This is a genomic window from Thalassovita sp. ABM4_323, from assembly GCF_056158665.1.
Window position 1 is genome coordinate 3,053,969 of the sequence record NZ_JBSWTS010000007.1, and the last position, 12,810, is coordinate 3,066,778.

The following is a 12,810-nucleotide window of genomic DNA, read 5'->3' on the forward strand; positions in this document are numbered from 1 at the left end:
TGGGGCAAGGCTAGCGCCCTGCCCCACGAGGTTCCAGCACCTTCCGATCACATCAGGCGTTTACGTCCACCACGACACGGCCTTTGACCTGACCGGCCAGGATATCCTTGCCCAGCCCAGGCAGGTCGGACAGCGCGGCGGGGTTCACCATCACCTCCAGCTTGTCCATCGGCAGGTCCTTGGCGATGCGTTCCCAGGCCCGCACGCGATCCGCATAGGGGCGCATCACCGAATCGATGCCCAGCAGGTTCACACCGCGCAGGATAAAGGGCGTGATCAGAGCGCCCTCGATCGCAGCCCCCCCGGCCAGACCAACCGCAGCGACCGAGCTGCCGTATTTCATCTGTTTCAGCACCCGGCCCAGCATGGCGCCGCCCACGGCATCCACGCAACCCGCCCAGGTTTCTGATTCCAGCGGTTTGCGGGTCACCTCGGTCAGGTCCTCGCGCGGGACGATCTGGGTGGCCCCCAGGCCACGCAGGTAGTCATCGGTTTCCGGGCGGCCGGTGACACCGGCCACCTCGTAGCCCAGATTGGCCAGAATTGCCGTGGCGACCGAGCCCACGCCCCCCGCAGCGCCGGTGACCAGTACGGGGCCGTGGCCGGGCTCCATCCCGTGATCTTCCAGCGCCATCACGCACAGCATCGCGGTGAAGCCAGCGGTGCCCACGGCCATGGCCTGACGCGTGCTCAGCCCCTCGGGCAACGGCACCAGCCAATCGGCCTTGACCCGAGCCTTTTGCGAATATCCCCCCCAATGCGCCTCGCCCACGCGCCAACCGGTCAGCACGACCTTATCGCCGGGTTTATACCGATCGTCCGAGGAGCTCTCGACCGTGCCAGCGAAATCAATGCCGGGGATATGAGGATATTTACGCACCAGACCGCCCCCCGGCCCCAGGCACAGCCCGTCCTTGTAGTTCACGGTCGAGTATTCCACGGCCACCGTGACCTCGGCCTCGGGCAGATCCGCGTCGGTGATCTGCTTGACCTCGGCATGGGTTTTGCCGTCCTCGTCCTTGTCCACGATCAGTGCGTTGAACATCCCTTACTCCTCCGATTTAGGGGCCTATAGCCATGGCCCGTCTTGCGGCAGCATGAACAGGTCCGAGGTCCAGCCCCGCCCGCCAGCTGCTGTCACCATCCCGTGGATCTGTCCCCGGTGATGCGTTTGATGATTGAAAAAATGGGTGATGCACTGCGCGATGGGCTTGCTGACTTCGGCCTCTGCCGATTGCGAATACCAGGTCTGATCCCCGATCAGATCGACCGTGTGCAGCGCCTCGGCCCACCGCAAAATGCGCGCATCCATACGGAACCGTTCCGCCCCCCAGGCCGCAACGGTGGGGGTCAGGCTGGTGCTGTCGGCGATGCCCCCTTGTGGGCGGGCGGTGTTTTCAAACCGCGCCATCCAGATCATATCGCCCCAGATCAGATGGTTCGCCGTGTTCAGGATCGACCCAAAGAACGCGCCCCGATCCGCGATCAGGGTCTCGTGGTCCAATGCCTCGAGCGCGTCCTTCATCTGGGTGTTTTGCCAGGCGTTATACCGTGCCATCATCACGCAATAGTCAGGTGAGATCATTTGATGGGTCCCTTTCCATTTCCTTTTGCGTTCAGGCTAGCCGCGCGGCTGGCATCCGTTCAAGAGCAAGGGGCTTGTGTGTTGGCGCTATGCTCTTTTAAATGTCTGACAAATAAATGCGCCGCCGCCAAGAGGAAATGTCAGACAAATGAAATCCGATCGCAGCTCCAAGGCCGATCTGTCCGCGCAAATCGCTGAATCCATTCGCACTGCCATCGTCAGCGGTGCACTGATCGTGGATGACCGTCTGCCATCTGAGGCCGAGCTCTCCGAGCAATTCCAGGTCTCGCGCCCCACCGTGCGCGAGGCGCTGAAGCGTCTGGCGGCCCAATCCCTGATTCGCACCCAGCGCGGTGCCACCGGGGGCGCGTTCGTGAATTGGCTCAGCTTCCAAGAGGCCTATGGTCAGCAGGTCACCACCTCGACCCTGCTGCTGACGATGAACGATGTCAGTTTTGACACGGCCTGCGAGGCGCGGTTCGCGCTCGAGCGCGCCTGCGCCCATCTGGCCGCACAGCGCCGTTCGGCCGATCACCTGGCCACCATGCGCGCCGAGATCCACCGTCAGGGCCAGCCGGGCCTGTCTGACGAAAGCTTTTGCGATTCGGACGTGGCCTTTCACCGTGCGCTGGTGGATGCGGCGGGCAACCCCGTGCTGTCCTACCAACTGGCCGGTGCGGTCGAGGCTATGCAGCCCCTGATGAACATGATCACCTTTTCCCAGCGCTCGCGCACGCAGATCATCGCGCTGCATACCGGCATCGCGGATGCGCTGGACTCGCAGGATGGCGAAACCACCTCTAACCTGCTGACACAGCTGGAAAACTATACCCAAGAGCTGGCCGCAAAACGCGCCAATCCGCGCTAAGAGGCGAACTGGGGGCTTTTCCTTTGCCCCGGCACCCCCTATATAACCCCTGTCCTTCGGGACTATGGGCATAAACGCGCATGTAATAAACGGATCGGACCCGGGGGCGGTACCCGGCGGCTCCACCAATATCCTTCATTTGGGGATCATGGGGCCGAAACAGGATCGACGAACGCGTAAAGATGTAGCTTTGCTTCGGTGAGATACCACCGTTATCGGTTCAAACTGTACAATTGCAAATGACAATCGTGCTCCGGTCGCAATGGCTGCGTAAGCAGTCGGAGTAACCGAAACTTAAGCCCTAGCGCCTAGCCGCGTTAGGCGGGGTTCGCAGGTACCTGGCAACAGAAACCTGCATTTTCCTTCAGATTTGATTCAGGCTTTTGCCCTAGCGTGACCCCTGCGAGACGGATGCAGCAAGGACCACCGCTATGGCAAATACTGATCTTCTACGTGAATGGTACTCCCGCGTTTGGGAAATGGGCGACATTTCGGCAATCGATGAAATGTTTGTACCAGATACGATGGCAAACGGGATCGTGCCCGATATGGAAATGGGCGTAGACGAGTTCAAGTTTCTGGTCGCCACGATCCAGGAAATGATCACCCCGCCGAAAATCCGCATCGACAAGATGATCGAACAGGACGACTGGATCGCCGGTTTCATGACCATGCATTCAGAAACCATCGAACAACGAAAGCCCGTTCAGGTGTCGGCCATGGTGTTCTGCCGCTTCAAAGACGGCAAAATCGTCGAGGCGTATAACAGCTTCGATTTCGTTGGCTTCTTTGAACAGCTCGAGCTTTTGCCCGAAAACACCATCGCGATTTGCATGTCCGGGGCCCCCATCGGCTAGGGTTGGGTCTGTAAAATTTCGGCGGGCGCTCTTTCGTTTTGTTCCGAATCCCCTATGCTCTGGGACGGACTAGCAAGGAACCACCGATGTCGGACTCCATCGACTATGGCAAGCTGATGCACCGCGCCATGCGCGGGCTGATTCAAGAAGTGCTGCAAGATGTGAAACGTGACGGGCTGCCCGGCGCGCATCACTTCTTTATCACGTTCGACACCACCCACCCCGAGGCACAGCTGGCCGACTGGTTGAAGGAACGCTACCCGTCTGACATGACCGTGGTGATGCAACATTGGTATGAAGGTTTGGAGGTCACGGATGACGGGTTTTCAGTCACACTGAACTTTGGCGATCAGCCCGAACCACTGTATATCCCCTATGACGCGATTAAGACCTTTGTTGATCCCTCCGTCGAGTTCGGCCTAAGGTTTGAATCTGCCGACTCTGAGGAGGAGCTGACTGAGGATGACCACGAGGCGCCTCTTGTTGAAGCCGAAGAAAGCGTCGCGCAGAAACATGATGCCGAGGTGGTCAGCCTGGACCAATTCCGTAAATAGCCCCGAACGGTGACACGGAACTGAAACATGGACATGGCATGACGTCTCTCGAGTTGGATTCGAGTGGGGAGACTCAATTTTGCCACGTGATTTTGCCGTATTTCTGGGCCAGGTGATCCGCCGCCCCAGAGAAATTTCCGCCATCGCCCCGTCATCCGCGACCGTCGCGCGCGCTATGACGCAAGGACTAGAAAAAACCACCGGCCCCATCGTCGAAATCGGTCCGGGCACCGGCGTCTTCACCAAGGCCATTCTGGAGCGCGGCGTCGCACCGGAACGGTTGACCTTGTTGGAAATGAACCCGATTTTCTGCGAAAACCTGCGTCAGAAGTTTCCCGGTGTCACCGTCCTGAACCGCCCCGGGCAAGAGATCGCAGACATTGGTCTGACCAATATCGGCGCCGTGATCTCGGGCGTACCGATGCTGGCGCGTCCACAGCTGCAGCGACAAATCGTCGGACCCGCGCTGCGCGTGATGGCCTCGGGGGGTACCTTCGTTCAGTTCACCTATAGCCCGAATTCGCCGATCACCGACCAGATGCAGGCCGAGCTGGGTGTCAGTGTGGAAAAACGCGCCACCGTGTGGGCCAATTTGCCACCCGCCCGCGTCTTTGTATTCCGTCGTATACAGCATTGATTTCACCACTGGTTCAGGTATGAAGTCGGCAATTCCCTTTAGGAGGTTGACCGATGACTGACACCCGCACCGAAACAGACAGCTTTGGCCCGCTCGAAGTCCCCAGCGACAAGTACTGGGGCGCGCAGACGCAACGCTCGATCATGAACTTTCCCATTGGCTGGGAAAAACAGCCCGTCGCCATCGTGCGCGCGCTGGGTGTGATCAAAAAAGCCTGCGCCATGGCCAACAAAAAGTCGGGCAAAATGGACGCCAAGATCGCCGACGCCGTGATCCAGGCCGCCGGTGAGGTGTTCGAAGGCAAGTTCGACGATAACTTCCCTCTGGTCGTCTGGCAGACCGGGTCGGGCACCCAGTCGAACATGAACAGCAACGAGGTGATCGCCAACCGCGCCATCGAGATCCTGGGCGGCGTGATCGGATCGAAGGACCCGGTGCACCCCAACGACCACTGCAACATGGGTCAGTCCAGCAACGACACCTTCCCCACCGCCATGCACATCGCCGCCGCCATGACCGTGCGCGACGTGCTGCTGCCCGGCCTGACCAAGCTGGCCGAGGGTCTGGAAGCCAAATCCGAAGAGTTCAAAGACATCATCAAGATCGGCCGGACCCACACCCAGGACGCGACTCCGCTGACGCTGGGCCAGGAATTCAGCGGCTATGCGCACATGATCCGTCAGGGCATCGCCCGGATCGAGGCCGCCCTGCCCGGCATTTACGAGCTGGCCCAAGGCGGCACCGCGGTTGGCACCGGCTTGAACACGCAGCCCGGCTGGGGCGAGAAAGTCGCCGCCAACATGGCCGAGATCACCGGTCTGCCCTTCGTCACCGCCCCCAACAAATTCGAGGCCCTGTCGGCGCATGACGCCATGGTCTTTATGTCGGGCGCTTTGGCCACTGTCGCCGGGTCGATGTACAAAATCGCCAACGACATCCGCTTCTTGGGCTCGGGCCCGCGCTCGGGTCTGGGCGAGCTGATCCTGCCCGAAAACGAGCCCGGATCGTCGATCATGCCCGGCAAGGTGAACCCCACCCAGGCCGAGGCCATGACCCAGGTTGCCGCACACGTGATGGGCAACAACGCCGCCATGACCTTTGCCGGGTCGCAGGGCCATTTTGAACTGAACGTCTATAACCCCATGATGTCCTACAACCTGCTGCAGAGCATGCAGCTGTTGGGCGACGTGGCCGACAGCTTCACCGAGCGTATGCTGAATGGCATTCAGGCCAACGAGCCGCGCATCGACAAGCTGATGAAAGAATTGCTGATGCTGGTCACCGCGCTGGCGCCGACGATCGGGTATGACAACGCCACCAAAGTGGCCAAGACCGCCCATAAAAACGGCACCACCCTGAAAGAAGAGGCCATCGCCCTGGGCTTTGTCGACGAAGAAACCTTCGACGCCGTTGTCCGCCCCGAGCAGATGATCGGCCCCAAAGCCTGATGGCTGAACCGGTCAACCTGAACCGGTTTCGAAAACAAAAAGCGCGGGCTGAAAAAAAGGCCCGCGCTGACCAAAACGCGGTGAAATTCGGCCGCACCAAGGCCGAAAAGCAGCTGGACCGCGCGCAAGCGGACAAGGCCAACCGCGATCTGGACGGAAAGAAGCGCGAATGAGCGATCGCCCCGTCAAACGATCCCTCACATTACGAGGCCACCGCACCAGCGTATCGCTGGAGGATGAGTTCTGGCAGGGCTTTCGCGACATCGCTGAGCAACAGGGCAAACCCATCAACGTCCTGGCCGCCGAGCTGGACGCCGCGCGCGATCTGGAAACCGGACTTGCGACCGCAATCCGCCTGTTCGTGCTACGGTATTACCGCGACCGTTAACGTTTGGTGATTTTCAGCCAGATTCCATCGGCCCCGCGCACGGTCAGATGGGCTACGGGCATGGCCAGCCGGTCCGCGACGGGCTCAAACCGATAGGCGCGCACCAGCATCGACAGCAACAGCGGCCCCTCGATCATCGCGAATCCCGCCCCGGTGCAGACCCGCTGCCCGGCTGAAAAAGGAATGTACGCCTCGCGCAGGCAGGTCTTGCCATTCTCGGTCTGAAAACGCCCTGGATCGAAGTCATCGGGGCGATCCCACAGACGTTCATGCCGGTGCAGATGCCACGGGCTCAGCACGATCTGGCTGCCCTTGGGAACGTCGCGATCGCGGAAGGTTTCAGGGCACGAGGCCTCGCGCACCATCATCGGGACCGGTGGATACAGGCGCAGGGTCTCGCGGAAAACATCTCGTGAAATCCGTAACTTAGAGACATCCGAAAAACCCGGATCCTCGGCCAGGCCCCGCGCTTCGGCAGCCAGACGATCCTGCCAGTCCGGGTAAAGCGCCAGCAGATACAGCGCCCAAGCCAAGGCCGAAGCACTTGTTTCGTGCCCGGCCAAAAAGAAGATTGCGACCTGATCCACCATTTCATCCGCGTCAAAGCCTTTGCCGGTTTGCGGGTCCGCCGTGGTCATGATTTTTGTCGCCAGATCAGCGGGCGCGGTGCCTGCGGCAATGTCTTTGGCCCGATCCTGGGTCAGCTGCGTGATCAACCGGCGGATCGTGCGAGCGGTTTGTTTGGTGCGGCGCGCATGGAACCGCGGAAACCAGCGCGGCAGCGGCAACAAAGCGCCCAAATTCACGACCGGCTGGGCGCGTTGATGTTCGCGAAACTCGGAAAAGACCTGCGACGCGATCTGGTGTTCAATCGGAATCGAAAACAGCGTGCGGAAAATCACGTCTGCAGCGGCGTGACTGGTCTGGGCCTCGATTTCTTGCGGGGCGCCATCCGCCAAGGGGGCCAAACGCGCAACGGCGGCCTGTCCGGCCAGAACCATCGCCGGGAAGACCTCGCGCAGACGCCCCCCCTCGAAGGCCGGATCGATGATGCGCCGCTGGCGCTTCCAAACCTCTCCGTTCGTGACGAAAACCGAGTTCCCCAGCAAAGGCTTCAACCCCTCGCGCACGCGATTGGATTTAGGAAAATCATCCGGACGCTCGCGCAGTACCAGATCCACCAAGGCCGGTTGATTGCACATATACGAGCGGAAAAACGGGGTGCGAAACTCGGCCATCCAGGCGCGGTACAGGCGCGCGGGTTGGGCTGACAGGATGTCCTTGCGAAACAGTTTCATGTAGCGCCACAGCGAAACTTTGTCCGGGCGCGCCGGGGGTTTTGGGGGCTGGGTCATGGCGCGGTCGAGGTATATTTGGACACGGAATGATCAATCCGGGACTTCGAGGCCCCCCGCCCGCGATACCGATCTCCTAGCGTCACCGGGCCAGCCGTGATGCGGAAATAGTCGTAATCCCTGGGGCGATCAAACGCGCATAAGTATTGGAAATGCAACCGAAAAAACCGACGCTTTAGGCGGGCCCATGTCTCGGGCGACAGGGTTTGCGTGAAGGCGGCGGAAAACACCAGCGGCCATGTTTTTCCCGGCCCAGCCACGCCCGACACGCTGACCGGATCACACAGCGCAAAGGCGCAGCCATCCCCCGGGGCCGTCACGTCGACCCAGGCAATCTCGTTGCGTTCAGACAGATAGGCAAGGTCAGCGCGCAGCCGCCACGCATCAGGCAGGAACGACACCATCGGCACCACCTGGCCCAGCGTCAACAGGTTCAGTGCGGGGCCGTCAGAAGGCATGCCAGCGCGGATCAGATCGGACAGGATCGACACTGCCAGATGCGCGCCCGAACTGTGGCCGATCACCAGAACCTCATCCACATCCGTGTCCAGCGCCGCCCGGATGGTGGCCGTGAACTCGGCCATACGCGCCTCGAGTTCGGGGGGATTGGCCCCGCGCGACGCCGCCGAATAGGCGTAATCATGCATCAGGTAATAGGCGAAGAATTTGTTATCCTTCTTGCGAAACCACATCAGAATGGGCGGCACCACGGCCAGCCCCAGAATGGCCAGCCACGGATGCAAAAACGACAGCGCCCAGCCCAGCCCCCAGGCCACCAGCAGCGCCAGGACCAGTTGCACCAGCAGAAACACCACAGGATAGAGCGCCGCAATCACCGGCCCCTTGCGCAGCCGCATCAACCGGCGCAGCGCGCCCGAGCCGATATAGGTCCAGGCAGTGCGCGCCAGTTGCAGATAGGTGGCCAGGATGCCTTGCTCCATGCTGTCGCGCACGATGTCCGACCAGACCAGCACCTCGAAATCGGCCTCGACCTGCGTGCCATCCATCTGGCCGGTGACATGCCAGCCATAGGGGCCCTTGGTGGTTTTGGGTTTCAGATCAATCTGATAGCCGCTGATTTCCGCCTGCGCTGCGCCCTCTTTGCGGTAGAGCTCGCGATAACGGCGCGGATGAATCGGATCATAGCCGGGGATGTAGAACACCCGGCGTTTACGGACCTGCTTGTTTTGCTCGACTGCACTCATGACGCCCTCTTGGGACGCAGGCTAGCGCAGGATTTGGGCTGATGTAAGGCTTAACCGAGGCTGGCCAGTGCCGGGAATTTTTCAAGCAGCCAATAGGAAAAGCTGGAAAAGCCCCCCGTCAGCATCAACAGGCCAATCGTCCACAGCAACAGGCCCATTACGCGCTCGATCTGCTCCATATGGCGCTTCATCCAGCCCATCAGCCCCGTCAGGCGCGGCAGGAAGGCCGCGACCAGCAGGAACGGAATGCCCAGGCCCGCGGCATAAACCGCCAACAGCAGCGTGCCCCGGGTGATCGAGGCCTCGGACGCGGCCAAAGACAAGATCGCGCCCAGCTGCGGCCCGATACAGGGCGTCCAGCCGAATGCAAACGCCAACCCCAGGATATAGGCGCCAAAGGCCGACCCGCCACGGTCGCCCACATCCAAGCGTGCCTCGCGATCCAGAAAACCGATGCGATAGACACCCACGAAATGCGCACCAAAGATCATCACCAGAATCCCGGCGATCGTGTTGAACCAGCTTTGATACGTCAGGAACACGCTGCCAATCGCCGAGGCCGTGAAGCCCAGGAACAGGAACACGGTCGACAGGCCCAGCACAAAAAAGAACGCCGGGGCGAGCGCGGATTTGCGGCCCCCCTCGTTGAGCTCGGACAAGGAAATCCCGCTCATATAGGCCAGATAGGGCGGCACAATCGGCAGCACACAGGGGCTGAGGAACGACACAACGCCAGCAAACAAGGCAATCGCCATTGCTGGCAACAGCGTCACATCCATCAAAGAGGGGATTTCGATTCCAAACATGGGGTCTGCTTAGCCGAGAATTCTGGGCGGGTCACCTGACGGTTTGTCACAAGCCCGTGCTGGATCATTTCAGCCCGCGCCGAAAAGGAAAACGCCGCCCTAGTCCGAGCGGCGTTTCCTGTTTCAAATCAACGACCTGCATTCCACCAGCCGCGCCGCTTTGGCTTGGGCGGCTCGGCGGGGGCAGGTTCAGCCACCGGCTCTGGCGCGGCTTCGGCAGTGACCAGTTCAGGCTCTGGTTCGGGCACGGCGTCAGCTTGTTCAGCGACCGCCTCCTCGGCGACAGGCTCGGGCTCGGGCTCGGGCTCGCTCTGCTCAACAACCGGCTCGGCCTCGACAACTGGCTCGGGTTCGGCTTCAGCGACGGGCTCGGTTGGCTCCTCGGCCTCTGGGGCGTCCTCGGTGGCCTCAGTCGTTGCCTCGGGTTCGGCGCTGGCCTCTTCGGCTTCGGGCGCTTGTTCAGGCGCGTCCTCAGCGGGCGCATCAGCCGGAGCTTGCGCCTCTGCGGGCTCAGCCTCGGCGGTTTCGCCTTCGGCCGCAACGGTCTCTTCGGTCTTGTCTTTCGAGCGCGAGCGACGGCGGCGGCGACGTCTCTTGGGCTTTTCCTCCTCGGTCGGCTCTTCACCGTCCGGGGTAGCCTCGGCACTCTCGGTGGTTTCTTCGGAAACGGCCTCGGGCGCCTCGTCCGCGCTTGCCTGGGTGTCACCGTTTTCTGCTGTATCGCCATACGAGCTGCGCGACCGACGACGGCGACGACGACGGCGCTTCTTGGGCTTCGCCTCGTCTTCGGTTTCGGGCGTGGTGGCCTCGGCCTCTTCGGCCTGCGCATCTTCGTCGATTTCCTCCATCAAGGTGCTATCGACCGACACGACAGGCTCTTCGCGCACCACGATGTTGCGCGAGGCGGTTTTGAATTTCTCCATCGAGAAATCGGGGCTGACCAGCATCGGGTCCCCCTCGATGCGCACGGACAAGCCATAGCGCGCCTCGATCTGGGCGACGTGTTCGCGTTTCTGGTTCATGATGAAGTTGGCAATGCCAACCGGGCATTTCACCAGCACTTCGCGGGTGCGGCGGCGTGTGCCTTCCTCTTCGATCTGGCGCAGGATCGACAGGGCCAGGTTGTCGTCGGACCGGATCAGCCCGGTGCCGTGGCAGGCTGGGCACGGCTGCGTTGTGGCCTCGATCATGCCCGGGCGCAGACGCTGACGGCTCATCTCCATCAGGCCGAACCCGCTGATGCGGCCCACCTGGATGCGGGCACGATCCGATTTCAGCTTGTCCTTCATCCGCTTTTCGACGGCGCTGTTGTTCTTGCGCTCGTCCATGTCGATAAAGTCGATCACGATCAGACCGGCAAGGTCACGCAGACGCAGCTGGCGCGCCACCTCTTCGGCGGCCTCCAGGTTGGTTTTCAGCGCGGTTTCTTCGATCGAGCCTTCCTTGGTGGCTCGGCCCGAGTTCACGTCGATCGCCACCAGCGCTTCGGTCACGCCGATCACGATATAGCCGCCCGATTTCAGCTGCACCGTCGGGTTGAACATCGAGCTCAGGTAGCTTTCCACCTGATAGCGCGCGAACAGCGGCATCGCCTCTTGGTAATGCTTCACGTTCTTGGCGTGGGACGGCATGATCATTTTCATGAAGTCCTTGGCGATGCGATAGCCGCGTTCGCCTTCGACATGCACCTCATCGATATCGCGGTTATACAGGTCGCGGATCGAGCGTTTGATCAGGTCGCCTTCTTCATAGATCTTGGCGGGCGCGATGGATTTCAGCGTCAGCTCGCGAATCTGTTCCCACATGCGCTGCAGATATTCGTAATCGCGTTTGATCTCGGACTTGGTGCGTTTGGCGCCCGCGGTCCGGATGATCAGACCGGCGCCCGAGGGCACGTCAATCTCGTTCGCGATCTCTTTGAGCTTCTTGCGGTCGGCGGCGTTGGTGATTTTGCGGCTGATGCCACCACCACGGGCGGTGTTGGGCATCAGAACGCAATAGCGCCCGGCCAGCGACAGATAGGTGGTCAGGGCCGCGCCTTTGTTGCCGCGCTCTTCTTTGACGACTTGCACCAGCAGGATCTGGCGAACTTTGATGACTTCCTGGATCTTATAGCGACGCGGGCGGGGTTTGCGGCGCGGACGGATTTCCTCGGAATCGTCCTGTTCGGCCACGTCCTCGATATCGGCGTCCTTGTCGACGGGTTGCGACGGGGCATCCTCATCGTCGGCATCCTCGGTCGTCTCTTCACTCGCGTCTGCTGCGGCATCTTCGCTGTCAGCCTTGGCTTCTTGCACGTCGGTCTCGGCAGGCGCGGGATCGCTTTCGTCCGAGGCGTCGGCAGGGGTGTCCTCAGCGGTGGCTTCTGCCGGTTCTTCAGTTGCCTCTTCAGAGTCCGCTTTCACCTCTTGAGCAGGCGTTTCTTCTGCCACGGCGTCGGCCGTTTCTTCCGCTGCTTCGGGCGCCTCTTCAGATGCGGCCTTTTCAGTGGGTTCTTCGGTGGGCTCTTCCACGGGCGTTTCGGCCACGCGCTCCATCGGGGACACACCCTCGTCCGCAGGCACATCACCATCGGTGCCTTCGACGGGCAAAGTGTCGTTTTCACCCTCGCCCAGGTCAATGGTCTCCATCCCTGCGATTTCGGTTGCGGGGGTTTCGGCCGTTTCTTCGGGGGCTTCTTCGGCCACCTCGCGGGTGGCAACTACGTCATTGCTATTGCTGGAAGCTGCCTTGGACCGCGACCGGCGGCGACGCCTGGGTTTGCGCTCTTCTTCCTCGTCCTCGGCTTTCTGAGCCTCGGCATAGGCGCGCTCTTCTTCCATCAGGGCTTCGCGGTCGGCGACCGGAATTTGGTAGTAGTCGGGATGAATCTCCGAAAACGCCAGGAACCCATGACGGTTTCCGCCATAGTCCACGAAGGCCGCCTGAAGCGACGGTTCAACGCGCGTAACTTTTGCTAGATAGATGTTGCCAGCAAGCTGACGTTTGTTTTCGGATTCAAAATCAAATTCCTCGACCTTGTTTCCGTCCACCACCACGACGCGGGTTTCCTCCGCGTGGGTGGCGTCGATGAGCATTTTCTTTGCCATGTTATCCGTTTGCACTGC

General features: G+C 61.0%; 13 protein-coding genes and 1 other RNA gene. 8 read left to right on the forward strand and 6 right to left on the reverse strand.

The features are described from left to right. Positions 1-52 precede the first annotated feature (52 nt). A complete protein-coding gene (gene acuI, locus ACXADQ_RS17570; protein WP_475324044.1) occupies positions 53-1,045 on the reverse strand; it encodes an acryloyl-CoA reductase in 993 nt (330 codons plus the stop codon). A 24-nt stretch (positions 1,046-1,069) separates the two neighbouring features. After that, complete coding sequence (locus tag ACXADQ_RS17575) at positions 1,070-1,585, reverse strand: DinB family protein (RefSeq protein WP_475324048.1); 516 nt, start codon at positions 1,583-1,585, stop codon at positions 1,070-1,072. A gap of 148 nt (positions 1,586-1,733) precedes the next feature. On the opposite strand from ACXADQ_RS17575, the gene ACXADQ_RS17580 reads away from it, so the two are divergent. The 8 genes from ACXADQ_RS17580 (at position 1,734) to ACXADQ_RS17615 (ending at position 6,337) form a co-directional block, all read left to right on the forward strand. Continuing rightward, positions 1,734-2,453, forward strand: coding sequence for a FadR/GntR family transcriptional regulator (locus ACXADQ_RS17580; protein ID WP_475324052.1), 720 nt, complete (start codon positions 1,734-1,736; stop codon positions 2,451-2,453). A gap of 12 nt (positions 2,454-2,465) precedes the next feature. After that, positions 2,466-2,812, forward strand: a transfer-messenger RNA (tmRNA) gene (gene ssrA / locus ACXADQ_RS17585). Between the two features lie 72 nt (positions 2,813-2,884). Further along, positions 2,885-3,310, forward strand: coding sequence for an ester cyclase (locus ACXADQ_RS17590; RefSeq protein ID WP_475324056.1), 426 nt, complete (start codon positions 2,885-2,887; stop codon positions 3,308-3,310). Positions 3,311-3,396: 86 nt separating this feature from the next. Beyond that, a complete protein-coding gene (locus ACXADQ_RS17595; protein WP_475324060.1) occupies positions 3,397-3,864 on the forward strand; it encodes an SspB family protein in 468 nt (155 codons plus the stop codon). A 79-nt stretch (positions 3,865-3,943) separates the two neighbouring features. Continuing rightward, positions 3,944-4,501 carry a class I SAM-dependent methyltransferase gene (locus ACXADQ_RS17600; RefSeq protein ID WP_475324063.1) on the forward strand — a complete coding sequence of 186 codons (558 nt, stop codon included), beginning with the start codon at positions 3,944-3,946 and terminating at the stop codon, positions 4,499-4,501. A 53-nt stretch (positions 4,502-4,554) separates the two neighbouring features. Next, the gene (gene fumC, locus ACXADQ_RS17605) at positions 4,555-5,949 is read left to right on the forward strand and encodes a class II fumarate hydratase (protein ID WP_475324068.1); all 1,395 of its coding nucleotides are present in this window, start codon (positions 4,555-4,557) and stop codon (positions 5,947-5,949) included. Next, a complete protein-coding gene (locus ACXADQ_RS17610; protein ID WP_475324072.1) occupies positions 5,949-6,122 on the forward strand; it encodes a DUF4169 family protein in 174 nt (57 codons plus the stop codon). The genes fumC and ACXADQ_RS17610 overlap by 1 nt, the downstream gene beginning before the upstream one ends. Beyond that, positions 6,119-6,337, forward strand: a complete 219-nt coding sequence (locus tag ACXADQ_RS17615) for a ribbon-helix-helix domain-containing protein (protein WP_475324077.1) — start codon at positions 6,119-6,121, stop codon at positions 6,335-6,337. Before ACXADQ_RS17610 ends, ACXADQ_RS17615 begins: the two co-directional genes overlap by 4 nt. Here ACXADQ_RS17615 and ACXADQ_RS17620 read toward each other — a convergent pair. The 4 genes from ACXADQ_RS17620 to ACXADQ_RS17635 form a co-directional block, all read right to left on the reverse strand. Then, the gene (locus ACXADQ_RS17620; protein WP_475324082.1) at positions 6,334-7,692 is read right to left on the reverse strand and encodes a cytochrome P450; all 1,359 of its coding nucleotides are present in this window, start codon (positions 7,690-7,692) and stop codon (positions 6,334-6,336) included. The two genes, ACXADQ_RS17615 and ACXADQ_RS17620, sit on opposite strands and share 4 nt — an antisense overlap. Next, positions 7,689-8,897, reverse strand: coding sequence for a hypothetical protein (locus tag ACXADQ_RS17625; protein ID WP_475324086.1), 1,209 nt, complete (start codon positions 8,895-8,897; stop codon positions 7,689-7,691). Before ACXADQ_RS17625 ends, ACXADQ_RS17620 begins: the two co-directional genes overlap by 4 nt. Positions 8,898-8,947: 50 nt before the next feature. Beyond that, positions 8,948-9,703, reverse strand: a complete 756-nt coding sequence (locus tag ACXADQ_RS17630; RefSeq protein ID WP_475324090.1) for a cytochrome c biogenesis CcdA family protein — start codon at positions 9,701-9,703, stop codon at positions 8,948-8,950. Between the two features lie 128 nt (positions 9,704-9,831). Continuing rightward, the gene (locus tag ACXADQ_RS17635; RefSeq protein WP_475324094.1) at positions 9,832-12,792 is read right to left on the reverse strand and encodes an Rne/Rng family ribonuclease; all 2,961 of its coding nucleotides are present in this window, start codon (positions 12,790-12,792) and stop codon (positions 9,832-9,834) included. Between the last annotated feature and the right edge of the window lie 18 nt (positions 12,793-12,810).

Coding starts and splice junctions, on each gene's coding strand:
- ACXADQ_RS17590 (WP_475324056.1), top strand. CDS start 2,885: ATGGCAAATACTGATCTTCTACGTGAATGGTACTCCCGCGTTTGGGAA.
- ACXADQ_RS17580 (WP_475324052.1), top strand. CDS start 1,734: ATGAAATCCGATCGCAGCTCCAAGGCCGATCTGTCCGCGCAAATCGCT.
- ACXADQ_RS17615 (WP_475324077.1), top strand. CDS start 6,119: ATGAGCGATCGCCCCGTCAAACGATCCCTCACATTACGAGGCCACCGC.
- ACXADQ_RS17625 (WP_475324086.1), bottom strand. CDS start 8,897: ATGAGTGCAGTCGAGCAAAACAAGCAGGTCCGTAAACGCCGGGTGTTC.
- ACXADQ_RS17630 (WP_475324090.1), bottom strand. CDS start 9,703: ATGTTTGGAATCGAAATCCCCTCTTTGATGGATGTGACGCTGTTGCCA.
- ACXADQ_RS17620 (WP_475324082.1), bottom strand. CDS start 7,692: ATGACCCAGCCCCCAAAACCCCCGGCGCGCCCGGACAAAGTTTCGCTG.
- ACXADQ_RS17610 (WP_475324072.1), top strand. CDS start 5,949: ATGGCTGAACCGGTCAACCTGAACCGGTTTCGAAAACAAAAAGCGCGG.
- ACXADQ_RS17575 (WP_475324048.1), bottom strand. CDS start 1,585: ATGATCTCACCTGACTATTGCGTGATGATGGCACGGTATAACGCCTGG.
- ACXADQ_RS17595 (WP_475324060.1), top strand. CDS start 3,397: ATGTCGGACTCCATCGACTATGGCAAGCTGATGCACCGCGCCATGCGC.
- acuI (WP_475324044.1), bottom strand. CDS start 1,045: ATGTTCAACGCACTGATCGTGGACAAGGACGAGGACGGCAAAACCCAT.
- ACXADQ_RS17635 (WP_475324094.1), bottom strand. CDS start 12,792: ATGGCAAAGAAAATGCTCATCGACGCCACCCACGCGGAGGAAACCCGC.
- fumC (WP_475324068.1), top strand. CDS start 4,555: ATGACTGACACCCGCACCGAAACAGACAGCTTTGGCCCGCTCGAAGTC.